This window comes from Streptomyces sp. NPDC002144 (genome assembly GCF_053593695.1).
Map to the genome: position 1 here is coordinate 56,490 of NZ_JBSFDB010000011.1, position 18,155 is coordinate 74,644.

15 protein-coding genes are annotated in these 18,155 nt (G+C 71.8%); 8 read left to right on the forward strand and 7 right to left on the reverse strand.

What is annotated here, in order from left to right:
• Nucleotides 1-15: 15 nt before the first annotated feature.
• From dnaG to ACWCQ1_RS18485, 4 genes are all read right to left on the reverse strand, one after another.
• On the reverse strand, nt 16-1,920 hold the full coding sequence (gene dnaG / locus ACWCQ1_RS18470) for a DNA primase (RefSeq protein ID WP_358593448.1): 1,905 nt from the start codon (nt 1,918-1,920) through the stop codon (nt 16-18).
• Between the two features lie 29 nt (nt 1,921-1,949).
• On the reverse strand, nt 1,950-3,215 hold the full coding sequence (locus ACWCQ1_RS18475) for an NAD(P)/FAD-dependent oxidoreductase (RefSeq protein ID WP_133041138.1): 1,266 nt from the start codon (nt 3,213-3,215) through the stop codon (nt 1,950-1,952).
• 162 nt (nt 3,216-3,377) lie between these two features.
• Nucleotides 3,378-4,637 carry a deoxyguanosinetriphosphate triphosphohydrolase gene (locus ACWCQ1_RS18480; protein WP_358593447.1) on the reverse strand — a complete coding sequence of 420 codons (1,260 nt, stop codon included), beginning with the start codon at nt 4,635-4,637 and terminating at the stop codon, nt 3,378-3,380.
• A 55-nt stretch (nt 4,638-4,692) separates the two neighbouring features.
• Complete coding sequence (locus ACWCQ1_RS18485; protein ID WP_358593446.1) at nt 4,693-5,541, reverse strand: sirohydrochlorin chelatase; 849 nt, start codon at nt 5,539-5,541, stop codon at nt 4,693-4,695.
• Between the two features lie 214 nt (nt 5,542-5,755).
• Between ACWCQ1_RS18485 and ACWCQ1_RS18490 the strand changes: the two genes are divergently transcribed.
• Nucleotides 5,756-6,442, forward strand: a complete 687-nt coding sequence (locus ACWCQ1_RS18490) for an ElyC/SanA/YdcF family protein (protein WP_133041136.1) — start codon at nt 5,756-5,758, stop codon at nt 6,440-6,442.
• Nucleotides 6,443-6,544: 102 nt separating this feature from the next.
• Nucleotides 6,545-8,806, forward strand: a complete 2,262-nt coding sequence (locus tag ACWCQ1_RS18495; RefSeq protein ID WP_358593444.1) for a molybdopterin oxidoreductase family protein — start codon at nt 6,545-6,547, stop codon at nt 8,804-8,806.
• On the opposite strand, the gene ACWCQ1_RS18500 is transcribed toward ACWCQ1_RS18495, so the two are convergent.
• Nucleotides 8,796-9,215, reverse strand: a complete 420-nt coding sequence (locus ACWCQ1_RS18500) for a gamma-glutamylcyclotransferase family protein (RefSeq protein ID WP_451026908.1) — start codon at nt 9,213-9,215, stop codon at nt 8,796-8,798. The genes ACWCQ1_RS18495 and ACWCQ1_RS18500 overlap by 11 nt on opposite strands.
• 130 nt (nt 9,216-9,345) lie before the next feature.
• On the opposite strand from ACWCQ1_RS18500, the gene ACWCQ1_RS18505 reads away from it, so the two are divergent.
• From ACWCQ1_RS18505 to ACWCQ1_RS18515, 3 genes are all read left to right on the forward strand, one after another.
• Entirely contained in the window at nt 9,346-10,998 is a 1,653-nt protein-coding gene (locus ACWCQ1_RS18505; protein ID WP_358593442.1) for a M4 family metallopeptidase, read from the forward strand.
• A 255-nt stretch (nt 10,999-11,253) separates the two neighbouring features.
• Nucleotides 11,254-11,778 (forward strand): hypothetical protein, encoded by a 525-nt coding sequence (locus tag ACWCQ1_RS18510; protein WP_358593441.1) that lies wholly within the window; start codon nt 11,254-11,256, stop codon nt 11,776-11,778.
• A 105-nt stretch (nt 11,779-11,883) separates the two neighbouring features.
• Nucleotides 11,884-12,507, forward strand: coding sequence for a class F sortase (locus ACWCQ1_RS18515; RefSeq protein ID WP_451026909.1), 624 nt, complete (start codon nt 11,884-11,886; stop codon nt 12,505-12,507).
• On the opposite strand, the gene cpt is transcribed toward ACWCQ1_RS18515, so the two are convergent.
• The gene (gene cpt / locus ACWCQ1_RS18520) at nt 12,485-13,048 is read right to left on the reverse strand and encodes a chloramphenicol phosphotransferase CPT (protein WP_451026910.1); all 564 of its coding nucleotides are present in this window, start codon (nt 13,046-13,048) and stop codon (nt 12,485-12,487) included. The genes ACWCQ1_RS18515 and cpt overlap by 23 nt on opposite strands.
• 275 nt (nt 13,049-13,323) lie before the next feature.
• Here cpt and ACWCQ1_RS18525 point away from each other — a divergent pair, with 275 nt between their 5' ends.
• The 3 genes from ACWCQ1_RS18525 to nirD are packed head-to-tail and all read left to right on the forward strand — an operon-like array spanning nt 13,324 to nt 17,470.
• On the forward strand, nt 13,324-14,535 hold the full coding sequence (locus ACWCQ1_RS18525) for an NAD(P)/FAD-dependent oxidoreductase (protein WP_358593438.1): 1,212 nt from the start codon (nt 13,324-13,326) through the stop codon (nt 14,533-14,535).
• The gene (gene nirB / locus ACWCQ1_RS18530) at nt 14,535-17,123 is read left to right on the forward strand and encodes a nitrite reductase large subunit NirB (protein ID WP_358593437.1); all 2,589 of its coding nucleotides are present in this window, start codon (nt 14,535-14,537) and stop codon (nt 17,121-17,123) included. The genes ACWCQ1_RS18525 and nirB overlap by 1 nt, the downstream gene beginning before the upstream one ends.
• Complete coding sequence (gene nirD / locus ACWCQ1_RS18535; RefSeq protein WP_358593436.1) at nt 17,120-17,470, forward strand: nitrite reductase small subunit NirD; 351 nt, start codon at nt 17,120-17,122, stop codon at nt 17,468-17,470. Before nirB ends, nirD begins: the two co-directional genes overlap by 4 nt.
• 101 nt (nt 17,471-17,571) lie before the next feature.
• Here nirD and ACWCQ1_RS18540 read toward each other — a convergent pair whose 3' ends face one another.
• On the reverse strand, nt 17,572-18,153 hold the full coding sequence (locus ACWCQ1_RS18540) for a CGNR zinc finger domain-containing protein (RefSeq protein WP_358593435.1): 582 nt from the start codon (nt 18,151-18,153) through the stop codon (nt 17,572-17,574).
• Nucleotides 18,154-18,155 lie beyond the last annotated feature (2 nt).

Below are 18,155 nucleotides of genomic sequence, written 5' to 3' on the forward strand. Positions count from 1 at the left end.
GGCGTACGGGTGCGGTCAGAGAGCCGCGGCGCCGTGTTCCCTGAGGGCCTGGTCGTACTGCTGGAGGACCCACAACTCGTTCTGTACGGCGGCCAGTTGGGCGGGATCGCCGCCGGCGGAGAGGCGGGTCATCTGGGACTGGACGTCGCGGATGCGGCGCTCCACCGCACGCCTGCGGACCTGGACCAGCACCGTGCCCGCGTACACCTCGTCGACGGTGCGGCGCATGATCGGCTCGACGGCGAGTTCGGTGACCATCGCGCGGACGGTGTCGTCGGGGGCCGCCTCGCGGACGCGGACCAGGTACTCCTGGCCGTCCTGCACGCCGTACTCGGCGCCGCCCGCGTCCATGACCGCCTGGCGCACCGCGGCGTACGGGGCGGCGGTGAACTCGTCGACGCCGTACGCGTCGAAGGCCGGGGAGACCAACTCGGGCCGTTGAAGGGCGAGTTTGAGCAGCTCGCGCTCGGTGGCGTAGACGGGGTTGCGGAGGGTGAGGGCGGGGCCGGAGGTCATGGGGCGCGGCGCGGCCTCGTACGACTGCGGGCCTCGGGACGCCGGCGCCGGGGCGCCCTTGCCGCCGCGGTCGCGGGCCCAACGGGCCAGCTGGGCCACGCGCTTGACCACGAACTGGGTGTCGAGGATGCCGAGCATGCCGGCGAGCTGGACGGCGACCTCGTGCTGGGCGCCGGTGTTCTTGATGCGGGCGACGATGGGGGCCGCCTCGTCCAGGGCCGCGGCCCGGCCGGCGGGGGTGTCGAGGTCGTAGCGGACGACGATCTGACGCAGGGCGAACTCGAACAGCGGGGTGCGGGGCTCGACGAGGTCGGCGACCGCCTCGTCGCCCTTGGCGAGCCGGAGTTCGCAGGGGTCCATGCCGTCGGGGGCGATCGCGATGTACGTCTCGGCGGCGAACTTCTGGTCGTCCTCGAAGGCGCGCAGGGCCGCCTTCTGGCCGGCCGAGTCGCCGTCGAAGGTGAAGATGACTCGTGCGCTGCCGTTGTCCATGAGCAGGCGGCGCAGGATCTTGATGTGGTCGCCGCCGAAGGCGGTGCCGCAGGTGGCGATCGCGGTGGTGACGCCGGCGAGGTGGCAGGCCATGACGTCCGTGTAGCCCTCGACGACGACCGCGCGGGAGGCCTTCGCGATGTCCTTCTTCGCCAGGTCGATGCCGTACAGGACCTGGGACTTCTTGTAGATCGCCGTGTCGGGGGTGTTGAGGTACTTGGGGCCGTTGTCCGCCTCGTACAGCTTGCGGGCGCCGAAGCCGACGACGTCTCCGCCGATGTCGCGGATGGGCCACATCAGACGGCCCCGGAAGCGGTCGATGGGGCCGCGGCGGCCCTCCTGGGCGAGGCCGGAGAGGAGGAGTTCCTTGTCGGTGAAGCCCTTGCCGCGCAGATAGCGGGTGAGGTGGTCCCAGCCCTGGGGGCTGTAGCCGACGGAGAAGTGCGCGGCGGCGTTCTGGTCGAAGCCGCGCTCGGCGAGGAAGACCCGGCCGGTCTCGGCCTCGGGACTGGTGGCGAGCTGTTCCACGTACCAGTCGGCGGCGATCTTGTGGGCCTCGACCAGACGGATGCGTTCGCCGCGCTGGTGGGAGGGGTTGTAGCCGCCCTCCTCGTAGCGCAGGGTGATGCCGGCCTGGGCGGCCAGGCGCTCGACCGCCTCGGAGAAGGTGAGGTGGTCGACCTTCATCACGAACGTGATGGTGTCGCCGCCCTCCTGGCAGCCGAAGCAGTGGAAGAGTCCCTTGCTCGGGCTGACCTGGAAGGACGGCGACTTCTCGTCGTGGAACGGGCAGAGCCCCTTGAGGTTGCCCCCGCCCGCGTTGCGCAGCTGGAGGTACTCGGACACGACGGCGTCGATGGGAACCGCGTCCCGTACCGCCTTCACGTCCTCGTCGTTGATCCGTCCAGCCACGCAGTGATTCTACGGGGGTGGTCCGACACTCACGGGACGAGGCTTTCGAGCGGAACGTGCGGGTCCGCCAGGGACTCCGTGTTCACCTGGGTCTTCGACCTGATCAGCTTCTGGATGGGTTCTGTGACGTCCCACACGTTGACGTTCATCCCGGCCAGCACCCGGTCGTCCTTGACCCAGAAGGCGATGAACTCACGCTTCCCGGCGTCCCCGCGGATCACCACCTCGTCGTACGACCCCGGCGGCGCCCATCCGCTGTACTCCATCCCCAGGTCGTACTGGTCGGAGAAGAAGTAGGGCACGCGGTCGTAGGTCAGGTCCTGGCCGAGCATCGCGCGGGCCGCCGCGGGGCCGCCGTTGAGGGCGTTGGCCCAGTGCTCGACGCGCAGCCGGGTGGTGAACAGGGCGTGGTGGAAGGAGGCGACGTCGCCGGCCGCGTAGATGTCGGGGTCGGAGGTGCGCAGCCGGTCGTCGACCACGACCCCTCCCCCGTGCGCCCGGTCGGCGATCTCCAGTCCCGCCGCCTCCGCGAGGCCGATGCGCGGGGCCGCGCCGATCGCCGCGAGGACGTCGTGCGCCGGGTGCTCCTCGCCGTCGTCGGTGCGCGCCGCCAGCACCATGCCGTCCTGGCCGACGATCTCCGTCAGCTTCGCGCCGAAGTGGAAGCGCACCCCGTGCTCGCGGTGCAGCTCGGCGAAGAGGTTGCCGAGCTCGGGTCCGAGGACGCCGTGCAGCGGGGTCTGCGCGGGCTCGACGACGGTGACCTCGGCGCCGTACTCCCGGGCCGCCGCCGCGACCTCCAGACCGATCCAGCCGGCGCCCGCGATCACGATGTGCCCGTTGTCCCGGCCGAGCGCCGCCAGTACGCCCTTGAGCCGCTCGGCGTGGGCGAGGCGGCGCAGATGGTGGACGCCCGCGAGATCGGTCCCCGGGATGTCGAGGCGCCGCGGCTCCGCGCCCGTCGCCAGGAGCAGCTTGTCGTAGTGGACGAGCGTGCCGTCCTCGCCGAAGCGGACCGTCTTCGCCGCGCGGTCGATGGCGTCCACGGTCTCGCCGAGGTGCAGCTCGATGTCGTTCTGTGCGTACCAGGCGGGTTCGTGGACGAAGACGCTGTCGCGCTCCTCCTTGCCCAGCAGATACCCCTTGGACAGCGGAGGGCGCTCGTAGGGGTGGTCGCGCTCGTCGCAGATCAGTATCACGCGGCCGCTGAAGCCCTCCGCTCGGAGCGTCTCGGCCGCCTTCGCACCGGCGAGACCGCCTCCGACGATGACGAATGTCTGATCCGCGTCGACCACTTGATGCCTCCTACGGGGTGTCCGAGGGGTGTCCCCTCGGAGAACACGGCGGGTGCCGCCACATGCGAGCGTCCCGCACGGAGTGTGATGGGGGAAGAGGGAGTGGCCCGATCAGGCCACGGAGGGTCACGTTCGGGCGCAATCGGGCTCACTCGTGTCGCGTCAGTCTCTTGCCTTCCCCGTCAGACGAGCGTGAAGCGACCGGGCGGACGCGTCCGTCAGCGAGGCGATCTGGTCCACGATCACCCGCTTGCGCGTCATGTCGTCCCCGGCCTGGTCGAACAGCGCGCGGAACTGCGGGTCGAGGCCGTCGGGTGCACGCACGGTGAGCGCCTGCGCCAGTTCGGCCACCACGATCCGCTGGTCGGCCCGCAGCCGCTCCTGCTCGGCGCGCTGCATGACGTACCGGTCGGCGACGGCCTTGAGCACCGCGCACTCCAGCCGCGTCTCGTGCGGTACGACCAGCTCGGCGCCGTACCGGGTGAGGCGGCCGGTGCCGTACGCGGCGCGCGTGGCCGACTCGGCGGCCAGGCAGAAGCGGCCGATGAGCTGGCTGGTGGCGTCCTTGAGGCGGGCCTGCGCGACCGCCGAGCCGTCGTAGCCGTGCGGCCACCACTCCTGGTCCTGGAGGCGGTCCAGGGCGGCGGACAGCTCCGCCGGGTCGGTGCCGGCGGGGACGTACCGGCCGACGGCGACCTCGAAGACCGCCTGGCGCTCCGGTTCCGCGTGCAGGCAATTGGGGTCGATGTGGCCGGCGTGCAGGCCGTCCTCGACGTCGTGCACCGAGTACGCCACGTCGTCCGACCAGTCCATGACCTGGGCCTCGAAGGTGGTGCGGGTGGCGGGGGCGTCCTTGCGGATCCAGTCGAAGACGGGTCTGTCGTCCTCGTACACGCCGAACTTGGGGGAGGCCGGGTCGGTGGGGTGGGCGCCTCTGGGCCAGGGGTACTTGGTGGCGGCGTCCAGGGTGGCGCGGGTGAGGTTGAGGCCGACGGAGCCCTCCGGGGTGAACCGCTTGGGTTCGATGCGGGTGAGGAGCCTGAGGGACTGGGCGTTGCCCTCGAAGCCGCCGCAGTCCTCGGCGAACTCGTTCAGCGCGTGTTCGCCGTTGTGGCCGAAGGGAGGGTGGCCGAGGTCGTGGGAGAGGCAGGCGGCTTCCACGAGGTCGGGGTCGCAGCCGAGGGCGGCGCCCAGCTCGCGGCCGACCTGGGCGCACTCCAGGGAGTGGGTGAGGCGGGTGCGGGGGCTGGCGTCCCAGACCTGGCTGCTCGTTCCTGGGGTGACGACCTGGGTCTTACCGGCGAGCCTTCTGAGGGCGGCTGAATGGAGTACGCGGGCGCGGTCGCGTTGGAAGGCGGTGCGGCCGGGGCGTTTGTCGGGTTCTGGGGCCCAACGCTCGGTTGAGGACAGGTCGTACGGCATGTCTCGACAGTACGGGCATGGACTGACAATGCGCGTATGCGTCTGCCGGGTTCTGTTATACGGCGAGTGCTGGTCGTGTTTGGCTGGTCGCGCCACGCGGCGGAGCCGCGGATCGACGGGCGTTGTCGTACCGGTGGAGGAGCAGTTCTGCCATGGCCGGGTGGGTGCCCAACGGGGCCGAGGCGATCCACGGGGCCGCTTCCGCACACTGTGTGGCGAAGCGGCCCGGGGCCGTGAAGCAGGACGCCACGGCCACTCGGTGTCGGCCACTCGCCGTCAGGGACCGGATCGCGTCCGGGATCGTCGGGGCCGCGGTCGTGGCGTAGGCGGGGACCACGGGTACGCCCAGGCGTTCGGCGAGCAGCTGGGCCGTGCGGTTGGTGTCGACCTTGGACTCGGGGTCTCGGGAGCCCGCCGCGGCGAGGACGACCGCGCTGGTGCGGCGCGTCGCCTCGTCCATGCGGGTGCGCCAGCCCGCCTCGACCAGGCGGGCGTACAGGGCGTCCACGAGGAGGGGGTGGGGGCCCAGCGCCTCGGCCACGCGTGCGCGTACCTCTGAGGAGGCCGCCATCTCGGGGATGTCCCGCTTGACGTGGTAGCCACGGCTGAGCAGCAGGGGCACGAGGACGGCCTCCGCCGTGCCGAGGCCGGCCAGGGTGTCGGGGAGCAGCGGGGCGTTCAGTTCGATGTGGCCCAGGTGCACGGACAGACCGGGGCGTTGGTCGCGGACCCGGTCCAGGAGCGCGCGGACCGTGCTCAGGGCGCGCGGGTTGCGGCTGCCGTGGGCGACGACGACGAGCGCGGGCGGGCCGGGGCGCCGCCTGCCGTCGAGAGAGACGAGGCTGAGCTGGCTGGCGAGCCGGCTGCCGATCTGGCTCATGAGGTCCGCCGTACTGTCCGTCATGGGCCGATCCTCGCGGTGGCAGGTTGCCGTCCCGTTGCGCGGGAATGACGGCGGTTTTCCGTCGCTTCACCGTGGGGTGTCCGGGGCCTGTGAGGTGAGGTGACCTGCGGTTTCACCCGCCGGAGTGAACCTGGTCACGTATCATCCGCCGAACCGGACGGCCCGACAGGACGTCTCTGACTGTCGAAAACAGGCCGAAGAGGGGGACCGTCCGATGCGCCGACCCAAGCTGCGCAGACCGCGTCTGCCCCGCACGCGCGGGGGACAGCGGCGGCTCGTGCAGGCCGTGATGGCGGTGTGCGTGCTCGCCCTGCTGCCGGCCACCTGGATGTACGTCACAACGGGCGACCGGCTGCGGACGACCGCCGACGTGCCGCGCACCCAGGTCGCCGTGGTGTTCGGCGCGGGCCTGTGGGACGGCGAGCCCTCCCCCTATCTCGCCCACCGTCTCGACACGGCCGCCGAGCTGTACCGGGAGGGCCGTGTCGAGGTCGTCCTCGTCACCGGCGACAACAGCCGCAAGGACTACGACGAGCCCGACGCCATGCGCACCTATCTGACCAAGCACGGTGTCCCCGCCTCGCGGATCGTCAGCGACTACGCCGGTTTCGACACCTGGGACTCCTGTGTCCGCGCGAAGAAGATCTTCGGTGTCGACCGGGCGGTGCTGATCAGCCAGGGCTTCCACATCCGGCGCGCGGTCGCGCTGTGCCGGGCGGCGGGCGTGACCTCGTACGGCGTCGGGGTCCAGGACAAGCACGACGTGACCTGGTACTACGGCGGCACCCGGGAGATCTTCGCGGCCGGCAAGGCGGCGCTGGACGCCGTGTTCCATCCCGATCCCCAGTTCCTCGGGCACAAGGAGACGGGGGTCGCGAAGGCGCTGGCGAGCGCCCGGTGACCGGGGGCTCACGCCGGTCGGCCCGGCGCGGGGAGGTCGTCGTGCCGCCCGTGTAACAGCGGGCCGCGCCGCGCGTAACACGGCCGAAGCACGCTGGCCGGTATGCAGAACTCCGTGATCCCCACCCACTGCCCCTACTGCGCCCTGCAGTGCGGGATGAACCTGATGCCCGCACCGGACGGCACGGTCGAGGTGGGTGAGCGCACGGACTTCCCGGTGAACCGGGGCGCGCTGTGCGGCAAGGGCCGTACCGCGCCGGCCGTGCTCTCGTCCCGGGTGCGCCTCACCTCCCCGTTGGTGCGCTCCGGAGGCACGCTGGTGCCCGCCACCTGGGACGAGGCACTGGACCGGATCGCCGAGGGGCTGCGCCGCACGCGTACGGAGTACGGGCCGGACGCGGTCGGGGTGTTCGGCGGGGGCGGGCTGACCAATGAAAAGGCGTACACGCTCGGCAAGTTCGCGCGGGTCGTGCTCGGCACCTCGCAGATCGACTACAACGGGCGCTTCTGCATGTCCTCGGCCGCGGCGGCCGGCACCAAGGCGTTCGGTCTGGACCGGGGGCTGCCCTTTCCGCTGGAGGACGTCCCGAAGACCGGCTGCGTGATCCTGGTCGGGTCGAACCTCGCCGAGACCATGCCGCCGTCGCTGCGGTTCTTCACCGAACTGAAGGAGAACGGCGGCACGTTGATCGTCGTCGATCCGCGACGGACCAGGACGGCCGAGCAGGCCGATCTGCATCTGGCGCCGCGGCCCGGCACCGATCTCGCCCTGGCGCTGGGGCTGTTGCACCTCGTCGTCGCCGAGGGGCGGGTGGACGAGGAGTACGTCGAGCGGCGGACCGTCGGCTGGGAGGACGCGCGGGCCGCGGCGATGGCGCACTGGCCGGAGTACGTGGAGCGGATCACGGGCGTGCCCGTGCCCCAACTCCGGGAAGCCGTGCGGATGTTCTGCAAGCCGGAGGCCGCGATGGTGCTCACCGCGCGGGGGCCCGAGCAGCAGTCCAAGGGCACGGACACGGTGGGCGCGTGGATCAACCTGTGCCTGGCGACCGGGCGGGCGGGGCGGCCGCTCAGCGGGTACGGCTGTCTGACCGGGCAGGGCAACGGGCAGGGCGGACGTGAACACGGGCAGAAGGCCGACCAGTTGCCCGGGTACCGCAAGCTGGACGATCCGGCGGCGCGGCGGCATGTGGCCGAGGTGTGGGGCGTGGACCCGGACGCGCTTCCGGGGCCGGGGCGCAGCGCCTACGAGTTGCTGGACGCGCTGGGCACGGATGTCCGGGCGTTGCTGCTGATGGGGTCGAACCCGGTGGTGTCGGCGCCTCGGGCGGGGCATGTGGAGGAGCGGCTGAGGTCACTGGACCTGTTGGTGGTATGTGACATAGTACTGTCCGAAACCGCAGCTCAGGCGGATGTCGTCCTCCCCGTGACGCAGTGGGCCGAGGAGACCGGCACGACCACCAGCCTGGAGGGCCGGGTGCTGCTGCGCCGGCGCGCGATCACCCCTCCCGACGGCGTCCGCAGCGACCTCGAAGTGCTGCACGAGCTGGCCCACCGGCTCGGTGTGGAGAAGGGGTTCCCGACCGATCCCGAGGAGGTCTTCGAGGAGTTGCGGCGGGCGAGCGCGGGCGGGCTCGCGGACTACTCCGGCATCACCTACCGCCGACTCGCCGAGGAGAACGGGGTGTTCTGGCCCTGCCCGGCGGACGGAGAGCTGCGGGACGCGCCGGTGACGGACGGAGCGTCGTTGAACGGCCCGGTGGCCGACGGCGCCGTACATCCCGCCGAGGAGCCGCAGGGCGCGCCAGTGGCGGACCGCGCCGTGCGTCCCGGGGAGCCGCAGGGCGCGGCGCTCAGGGACGGGGAACCGCAGGAGACGTCGGTTGCGCGCGGGGCCGTGCATCCCGGCACGCCCCGCCTCTTCCTGGACCGTTTCGCCACGCCGGACGGGCGGGCGAGGTTCGTGGCCGTCTCGCACCGGCCGTCGGCGGAGGAGCCGGACGCCGAGTACCCGGTCCTGCTGACGACCGGGCGGGTGGTCGCCCAGTACCAGTCCGGCGCCCAGACCCGCCGCGTCGAGGAGCTGAACGCGGCGGCGCCGGGCCCCTTCGTGGAGCTGCACCCACGGCTGGCGGCGCGGCTCGGGGCGGCGGAGGGCGATCCGGTGGCCGTGGTCTCGCGGCGCGGACGGGCGGTGGCACCGGCCCGTATCACCACCGCCATCCGGCCCGACACCGTCTTCATGCCCTTCCACTGGCCGGGCGAGGGCCGCGCGAACACCCTCACCAACCCGGCGCTGGACCCCACTTCGCGGATGCCCGAGTTCAAGACGTGCGCGGTGCGGCTGGAGGCCGTCAGGTCCTGACCCGCCAGTCGCCGCTCTCGATGAGCGCGCCCCGGGTGCGGAGGCGGGCGGCCACGGCGGGGGCGGCGAGGTACACCCAGGCCCGCACGGACCTCCCGTCGGTCTCGCGGGTCACCTCCCGCTCGAGCCGCTCGTAGAGGCTGGCGGGATCGCCTGGCGCGTACTCCTCCAGCCGGTCGAGGGCGGCGAGCAGCTCCTCGTACCGGTCCGGCAGCGCGGTCACCAGCTCCCCGTACACCGTGCCGCCGGGTTCCTCCACGGCGTACGGATAGCCGGGGCCGTCGTACAGGACCGAGCCGTTCAGCCGCGCCGGGACCTCGTGCCGGGTGCGGCCGCGCAGGAAGAGGTCGTGGTTGACCTCGCCGGGGCGGAGGGTGCCGTAGACGAAGAAGGGGAGACGGAGGCTCACAAAAACGATTCTCTCTCCACACACACCTCCTCGTTCGCACTCTTTACCTCTGGCTGTCATGGCCCCTTAAATCTTGGTCAACACCCGCGCTGCCCCCCATGCATTCGCATGCGCATCCCCGAGGAGACCGATGAGCCGGATACGGCTGCACGTCCGAGGTTCCCGTCGTCTCGCCGCCGCCGGCGTGGCCGCCACCGCCGCCACCCTGCTGGCGTCCGCACTCTCCCCCGCCGCCGTAGCGGCCGACCGGCCGAGCAGGGCCGGCGCCATCGAGAACGCGGCGTCGGCCCTGCTGGCGCACGCCGCGAGTCTCGGTCTGACCTCCGCCGAGGGCACGTCGGTGCGGGACGTGATCGTCGACAAGGACGGTACGCAGCACGTCCGTTACGACCGGACGTACCGTCAGCTCCCGGTGCTGGGCGGCGACTTCGTGGTCCACCTGGCGCCCGACGGCGCGTACCGGGGTGCCAACCGGGCGACGAGGAAGCAGATATCCCTCGCCTCGATCACCCCCTCCATATCGGCCCCGAAGGCCGCCGACATCGCGGCGAACGCGCTGCGCGCCGTGAACCTGGGCGAGACGCTGAAGAAGCTGACGGCGAGCCCGCAGTTGGTGGTCGACGCCCTGCACGGCGCGCCGAAGCTGGCGTGGCGCACGAACGTCACGGCCAAGGACACGCTCGGCAACCCGGTCGCCCGCACCGTGATCACGGACGCCGTCTCCGGGCGGCAGATCGACGCCTGGGACGACATCGAGACGGCGACGGGGGACGGCAAGTCCCTTTACAGCGGGACGGTTCCGCTGGAGACGACGGTTTCGGGGTCGACGTACCAGCTGAAGGATCCGACGCGCGGGAACACGTACACCGGTGACGCGGCGAACAAGACCGACCTGTGCTTCCTGACCAGCATCTGTGTCAGCCGGGCCCCGTCGACGGTGTTCACGGACGCCGACAACCACTGGGGCACGGGGGCGACGGCCGACCGGGCCTCCGCCGCAGTGGACGCACAGTACGGCACCGACGTCACCTGGGACTTCTACAAGAACTCCTTCGGGCGCAACGGCATCGCGGGCGACGGGAAGGGGTCGTACAACAGGGTGCACTACGGCAACGCGTACAACAACGCGTTCTGGGACGACAGTTGCTTCTGCATGACGTACGGCGACGGTGACGGTACGAGCCTCGGGCCGCTGGTGTCGCTGGACGTGGCCGGACACGAGATGACCCACGGCGTCACGTCGAAGACGGCCGCGCTGACGTACTCGGGCGAGTCGGGCGGGCTGAACGAAGCGACGTCCGACATCCTGGGCACCCTCGTCGAGTGGTACGCCAACAACCCGTCCGATCCCGGGGATTACCTGATCGGTGAGAAGATCGTCCGGTCCGGCTTCGGCCGTGAGGCCCTGCGCTACATGGACAAGCCGTCGCGGGACGGCGCCTCCGCCGACTACTGGAGTTCGTCGGTCGGGAACCTCGACGTCCACTACTCCTCGGGCGTCGCGAACCACTTCGCCTACCTGCTGGCCGAGGGCAGCGGCCCGAAGACCATCAACGGCGTCAGCTACAACTCCCCCACGTACAACGGCTCCACGGTCACCGGCATCGGCCGCGCCAAGCTGGGCGCGATCTGGTACCGGGCCCTGACGGTCTACATGACGTCGTCGACGAACTACGCCGGCGCCCGGACGGCCACCCTGAACGCGGCGAAGGACCTCTACGGAGCGGGCAGCACGGAGTACGACGCGGTGGCGGCGGCCTGGAGCGCCGTCAATGTGAACTGACGTCACCACTGCGGGAGCCTCCGGGCACCCGGGCCGTTCACCCGTTCACACGCTCCGTCTGGGCCCTTCGGGTTCTCTTCTCCCCCGGCCTGCCGTAAGCCTGTGACCTGCCCAAACGCGAGTCGATCGAGTGTGACCGGGAGACGGTCGACACCCGTTCGCCGCAGTTCTGACGGGTCCTCAGGAAGCGCGGTCGGCTTGGTGGGCCTTTCCTCGGAAGGGCAGGGGACATCGAAGACGCCCGGAGGAGCATCGATGCGACGTACCGCCCGTCTGCTGACCGGTACCGCCCTCGCCGTCGTCGCCGCGGGGTTCGTCGCGGCGCCCGCGTACGGCGACGACGGCGGCGGCAGTCTGGAGGTGTACCCGTCGTCCGTCGTGCCGGGCGCGGAGGTCAGTGTGAACACCTCGGCCTGCGAGAACGAGGGCACGGCGGCCGGGGACGCCAGCGCGGTGGGTGCCGGCGCCTTCACCCTGGCGCCGAGCGCCCACGAGGGCGAGGCGATCGGGCAGTTCCGGGTACCCGAGAGCGCGCAGCAGGGGACGTACGAGATCGTCGCGGAGTGCGCCGAGGGCGGACGGCAGGTCTCGGGCGACCTGGTGGTGACGCTGAGCGCGCCGCGCGGCCAGGTGCAGCCCCGCGGAAGTGTGAAGACGGGGGTCGGCGGCGTGATGGGCCCCGACCCCGTGCAGACCGCGGCCGGCGTGGCGGCCCTCGCCGTCGCCGCCGCGGGCGGTACCTGGCTCCTGCATCGCCGGGCGAGAGGCGACGGGATCTGACGGACACCCTCCGCTGTCCGTCCGCCGGTACCGCATGTCCCTCCCCCTCCGGGTCCGACGCCCCTCGCGGCCCGGAGGGGGCCGGGTCCCCCCCAGGAGGCTCGAATGCGCAGGTTGGGCAACACCGTGATAGCGGCCGTGACGGTGGCCGCGTTCTGCTCCGGGGCGTGGCTGCTGAGCGGCGGCGCCGGGACGCACGCCCCGCCGCAGCCCACGCCTGCCGAGGCGCGCTCGGGCCATGGCGGCGCTCGGTCGGCGCCCGCGCTGCCGCCCTCCCCGCCCGACCGCATCCGCATCCCCTCCATCCACGTGAACGCCCCCCTGACGGGCCTCGGCCTCACCCGCTCCGGCAGCCTCGACGTCCCGCCGGCCGCACGGAAGAACCTCGCCGGCTGGTACGAGGCCGGCACCACCCCCGGCGAGACCGGCACGGCGATCGTCGCCGGGCATGTGGACAACTCCGACGGACCCGCCGTCTTCTACGACCTCGGCGCCCTGAGAAAGGGGGCCTCCGTGGAGGTCGACCGGCGCGACGGCAGTGTCGCCTTGTTCACCGTCGACGCGATCGCCGTCTACAAGGCGACCGACTTCCCCGACGAGAAGGTGTACGGCGCCGCGGACCGGCCCGAGTTGCGGATCATCACCTGCGGCGGAGGGTATTCGCGGTTGACCGGTTACCAGGGGAACGTGGTCGTGTTCGCGCACCTCACGGGGAGCCGGAGCCGCTGACGCCGGCCGGCGTGACCGCTTGAGCGATGGTCCGCGCGCACATCAGGGACTCCGTGTGGGTGGTGTCCACCTCCACGTCGTAGTGGACGTCCCGATGGACCAGGTCCGCCTGCTGCTCCGCCATCCCGGGGGGCCGGTCGCCGCGCGCGATCTCGCGGCCCGCGGCGACGGCGGGGGCGCAGCGGACTCCGGCCCAGAGGACGTCCAGGCCGGTCAGCGCCTTGCGCCAGCGGCTCTGGGAGTCCGCGCCGCCGAGGAAGACGTCGTCGACGATGACGTGGGCGCCCGCGCGTGCCGTGGCCGCGACCCCCTCCATCCAGGCCAGCTCGAGCCTGGAGAACTCCGGTCCGACACTGACCGTGCCGTCCGGGGCGAACTCGATCCCGGCGAGCGACGCCCGCAGGGACGCCGGCAGCGAGTCGACGAAGGTGTCGATCGCGAAGGCCAGCCACGGCTCGGGCAGGACCGCCTGCAGACATCGCACGATGCCGGACTTTCCGCTGCTGGAACCGCCGTTGAGCACGATCACCTGAGTCGCCACCCGGTCACCGTAGCCTCGGGGCGGCGTCAGCTCCTGCAGTTTCCCGTCGGCTCCTGCTGTTTTCCAGTCGGCTCCTGCTGTTTTCCCGTCGGCTCCTGCTGTTTTCCAGTGGCGCGGGACCGCCCGTACAGATCCCGCCCTGCCGGCCTCACACCACGCCCCCGGCGCGTACGCGGAACCCTCACACCCCGGCCGCGCGCCGGAAGAGGGCAGCGTTCCTCACGGGAAACAGACGTGATGCGGTCGGGTAACACCGGCATCGCACGCTCCTGGACATGACCTCGAATACGCGTGTGGTGGTGATCGGCGCCGGCCTCGCGGGCGTCCGTCTCGCCCGGCGGCTCGGTGAGCTCGGCACGCCCGTGACCCTGGTCGGCGAGGAGGAGCACCGCCCGTACAACCGGGTGCTGCTCGCCGAGGTGCTGGCCGGGCGGTACGGCCCCGACGTCATCGCGCTGCCCACGCCCGCGGAGCTGGTCCGCGGCCGGGTCACGGGCATCGACCGCGAGGTGCGAGCCGTACATCTCGCGGACGGCTCGAAGATCGCATACGACACGCTGGTCCTGGCCACCGGCTCCAACCCGGTACTGCCGCCGCTGCGCGGTCTGTTCACCGAGAACCACGAACTGCCCGTCGGTGTCCACGCGTTCCGCACGATGGACGACTGCCTGGGCCTGTCCGAGGCGGTGCGGCCGGGCGTGCGCGTGGTCGTCATCGGCGGCGGGCTGCTCGGGGTGTCCGCGGCCCGGGCCCTGGCCCAACGCGGCGCGCAGGTCGTTCTCGCCCAGCAGGCCGAGCGCCTGATGGAGCATCAGCTCGATCCGACCGCCTCGAAGCTGGTCCGGCGGCACCTGCAGGACCTCGGCGTGGAGATCCACACCGAGTGCCGGGTGCGGGACGTGCGCTGCGTCGGCGGGGTGGTCCGCTCGGTCGAGATGGCCGACGGGTACGCCCTCGACGCCGACCTCGTGGTCGTCGCCTGCGGGGTGCACCCGCGCGTCGGTCTGGCCCAGGACGCGGGCCTCGCCGTGCACAAGGGCATCCTCGTCGACGACGAACTGCGCACCTCCGACCCGCACATCCGGGCGATCGGCGACTGCGTCCAGCACGCGGGCACGGTGTACGGACTGGCCGCCCCGGCACTCGAACAGGCCGAGGTCCTGGCCGAGTCGCTGGCGGGTGACCCGAACGCCCGCTACACCGGCACCCGTTCGCTCACCCGGCTCACCCTGGCCGGTGAGGGCTTCTTCGACCTCGCCGCGTTCGGCGAGACGGAGCCGCGACCCGGGGACGACGTCGTCCAGCTCGCGGACGCCACCCGCGGCACCTACCGCAAGGTCGTCGTCCGCGACGACCGCCTGGTCGGCGGGGTCCTCGTCGGCGAACTCGGCACCGTCGGCGCGCTCGCCCGTGCCTGGGAGGGAGCGGAGCCGCTCCCCGACGACGGCCCCCTGCTCCACCTGCTCACCAACGATGGAGGCTCCTGATGACCACCGGCACCCCCACGATCGTGCTCGTCGGCCATGGCATGGTCGGCCAGCGCTTCCTCGAAGCGCTCGCCGGGCGCGGCCTGACCGCCACGCACCGCGTGGTCGTGCTGTGCGAGGAGCCGCGTCCCGCGTACGACCGCGTCGCCCTCACCTCGTACTTCTCGGGCCGGACGCCCGAGGAACTGTCCATGACGGACAAGGAGTTCATCGACACGCACGGCATCGAGCTGTACGTCGGCGACCCCGCCGAGACCATCGACCGCGAGGCGCGGAAGGTCACCGCGCGCTCCGGGCAGGTCTTCGAGTACGACACCCTCGTCCTCGCCACCGGCTCCTACCCGTTCGTGCCGCCGGTCCCGAACAAGGACGCCGAGGGCTGCTTCGTCTACCGCACGATCGAGGACCTGCTCGCGATCGAGGAGTACGCGAAGTCGCGGGCGACGGTCGGCGCGGTGGTCGGCGGCGGTCTGCTCGGGCTGGAGGCGGCGGGCGCGCTCAAGGGGCTCGGACTCACCTCCCACATCGTGGAGTTCGCGCCGCGGCTGATGCCCGTGCAGGTGGACGAGGGCGGCGGGGCGGCCCTGCTGCGGACCATCGAGGAGATGGGCCTGAGCGTCCACACGGGCGTCGGCACGCAGGAGATCGTGGTCGGCGAGGACGGCGCGGTCACCGGTATGAAGCTGTCCGACGGTTCCGAACTCGCCACGGACATGGTGGTGTTCAGCGCCGGTGTCCGCCCGAGGGACCAGCTGGCCCGGGACTGCGGCCTGACCGTCGGCGAGCGCGGCGGCATCGCGGTCGACGACCACTGCCGTACCGTCGGCGATCCGCACGTCTTCGCGATCGGCGAGTGCGCGCTGGCCTCCGACGGCCGGGTGTACGGCCTGGTCGCCCCCGGTTACGAGCAGGCGGAGACCGCGGCCGCGACCATCGCCGAGGACGAGGCGTCCTTCACCGGCGCCGACCTCTCGACGAAGCTGAAGCTCCTCGGGGTGGACGTCGCCTCCTTCGGAGACGCGCACGGCACCACGGACGACTGCCTGGACGTCGTGTACTCCGACTCCCGCGCCGGCCTGTACAAGAAGCTGGTCATCGGGCGGGACGGCACCCTGCTCGGCGGCATCCTGGTCGGCGACGCGGAGGCGTACGGCACGCTGAAGGCGTTCACCGGTTCGGTGCCGCCGGTCAAGCCGGAGTCGCTGGTGCTGCCCGCCGGCGCCGGCGAGTCGGTGCAGCTCGGCCCGACGGCGCTGCCGGACGACGCGATCATCTGCTCCTGCAACAACGTCACCAAGGGCACGATCCGCGGCGCGGTCACCGACCACCGGTGCACCACGGTGCCCGAGGTGAAGAAGTGCACCAAGGCCGGTACGACATGCGGGAGTTGCGTCAAGGTGCTCGGCCAGCTGGTCGACGCCGAGCTGGAGGCGTCCGGCGTCGAGGTCGACAAGGGCCTGTGCGGCTGCTTCGCCCAGACCCGCGAGGAGCTGTACGAGATCGTCCTCGCCCTGCGCATCAACAGCTACCAGGACCTGCTCGACCGCTACGGCCGCGACGGCGCACGGGGCGGCGACGGCTGCGAGATCTGCAAGCCGGCCGTCGCCTCGATCATCGCCTCCCTCGCCCCGACGATCGGCGCGAGCGGCTATGTCCTGGACGGCGAGCAGGCGGCCCTGCAGGACTCCAACGACCACTTCCTGGCCAACCTGCAGAAGAACGGCTCGTACTCGGTCGTGCCGCGCATCCCCGGCGGTGAGATCACCCCCGAGGGCCTCATCGTGATCGGTGAGATCGCCCGCGACTTCGGCCTCTACACGAAGATCACCGGCGGCCAGCGGATCGACATGTTCGGCGCCCGCGTCGAGCAACTGCCGCTGATCTGGGCGCGGTTGGTGGACGCCGGCTTCGAGTCAGGGCACGCGTACGGCAAGGCGCTGCGGACGGTGAAGTCCTGTGTGGGGCAGACCTGGTGCCGGTACGGCGTCCAGGACTCGGTCCGCATGGCGATCGAACTGGAGCTGCGCTACCGGGGCCTGCGCTCCCCGCACAAGCTGAAGTCGGCGGTCTCCGGGTGCGCCCGCGAGTGCGCCGAGGCCCAGTCGAAGGACTTCGGCGTCATCGCCACCGCCAACGGCTGGAACCTGTACGTGGCCGGCAACGGCGGCGCCACCCCGCGCCACGCGGACCTGCTCGCGCAGGACCTCTCGGACGCCGAACTGGTGCGTCTGATCGACCGGTTCCTGATGTTCTACATCCGCACCGCCGACCGTCTGGAGCGCACCTCGACCTGGCTGGAGCGGATCCCCGGCGGCCTGGACCACGTCCGCGAGGTGGTGGTGGAGGACTCCCTCGGCATCTGCGAGGAGCTGGAGTCCCTGATGGCCGCCCATGTCGCCCACTACCGCGACGAGTGGGCCGAGACCATCAACGACCCCGAGAAGCTCGCCCGGTTCGTGTCCTTCGTCAACGCCCCCGACACCCCCGACCCGGTCGTCGGCTTCGTCCCGGAGCGCGACCAGATCAAGCCCGACCTGCCGCTGCTCACCATCGGCCACCGTCCCCTGGAAGGAAGCGCCCAGCGATGACCCTGGCACCCGAGACGACCGACCTCAAGGTCCAACTACAGCTCGCGGACGACTGGTTCACGGTCTGCGACCTGACCCGGCTGGTCCCCGGACGCGGCGTCGCCGCGCTCCTGCCGGACGGCCGTCAGGCCGCCCTCTTCCGGGACCGCAACGGCAGGCTGTACGCCATCGACAACCGCGACCCCTTCGGCGGCGCGGCCGTCCTCTCCCGCGGCCTGACCGGCACCCACCAGGGCCGTCCCTTCGTCGCCTCCCCCCTGCTCAAGCAGCGGTTCGACCTGGAGACGGGCCAGTGCCTGGACGACGAGACGATGCGGGTGGCGACGTACGAGGTCCGCGCCCACTGACAGCGCCCCCGGCCGCACAACCACAGCGCCTCGCCCCTCGCCTTGGGTTTCGTGGACGGGCGGGGCGCTGCTCGTCGTCCGCACCGGCCTCATGTCGGAGGTCACTCCGGCGCCGCGGCCCTGCGCCGATGGGCCGCGACGCGTTCGCGGGTGGCGCAGCGGCGCGAGCAGTAGCGGCGTTCGGGGCCGGCGCCCTGGGTGATGAAGACCTGACGGCAGTTGTGTGCGGCGCACAGGCGGCCGGGCGGACGCTGGGTGTCCCAGACGAGCACGGTCAGCGCCAGGGCGGAGGAGGCCAGCAGCCACTCTCCCCACGGGCCGTCGTCGTCGCGGTCGAGGTGGGGGTGCCAGGGGGTGGCGCCGCCGTGGGCGGTCAGGCGGAGGGGACCGGCGTGCTCCTGGAGGAGGCCGTTCAGGGCCGCCACGGCGGCGTCGAGGCCGTCGGCGGTGAAGACCTCGCGCAGCAGGACGGCGGCCGCGCGCATCCCGGCGAGGTCCTCCGGGGTGAGATCGAGGGGACCCTGCTCGCCGTACTCGCGCAGGACGGCGACGACCTCCTCCGGGTCCGGGTGCTCGCGGGTGAGGGCGCTGACCAGGGCCGCGGCGCGCCGGGCCACGGCCTGTACGGAATGCCGGCCGGACCAGTCGTCGCGAGGAGGTGACACAGGCCGAATGTAACGCATAT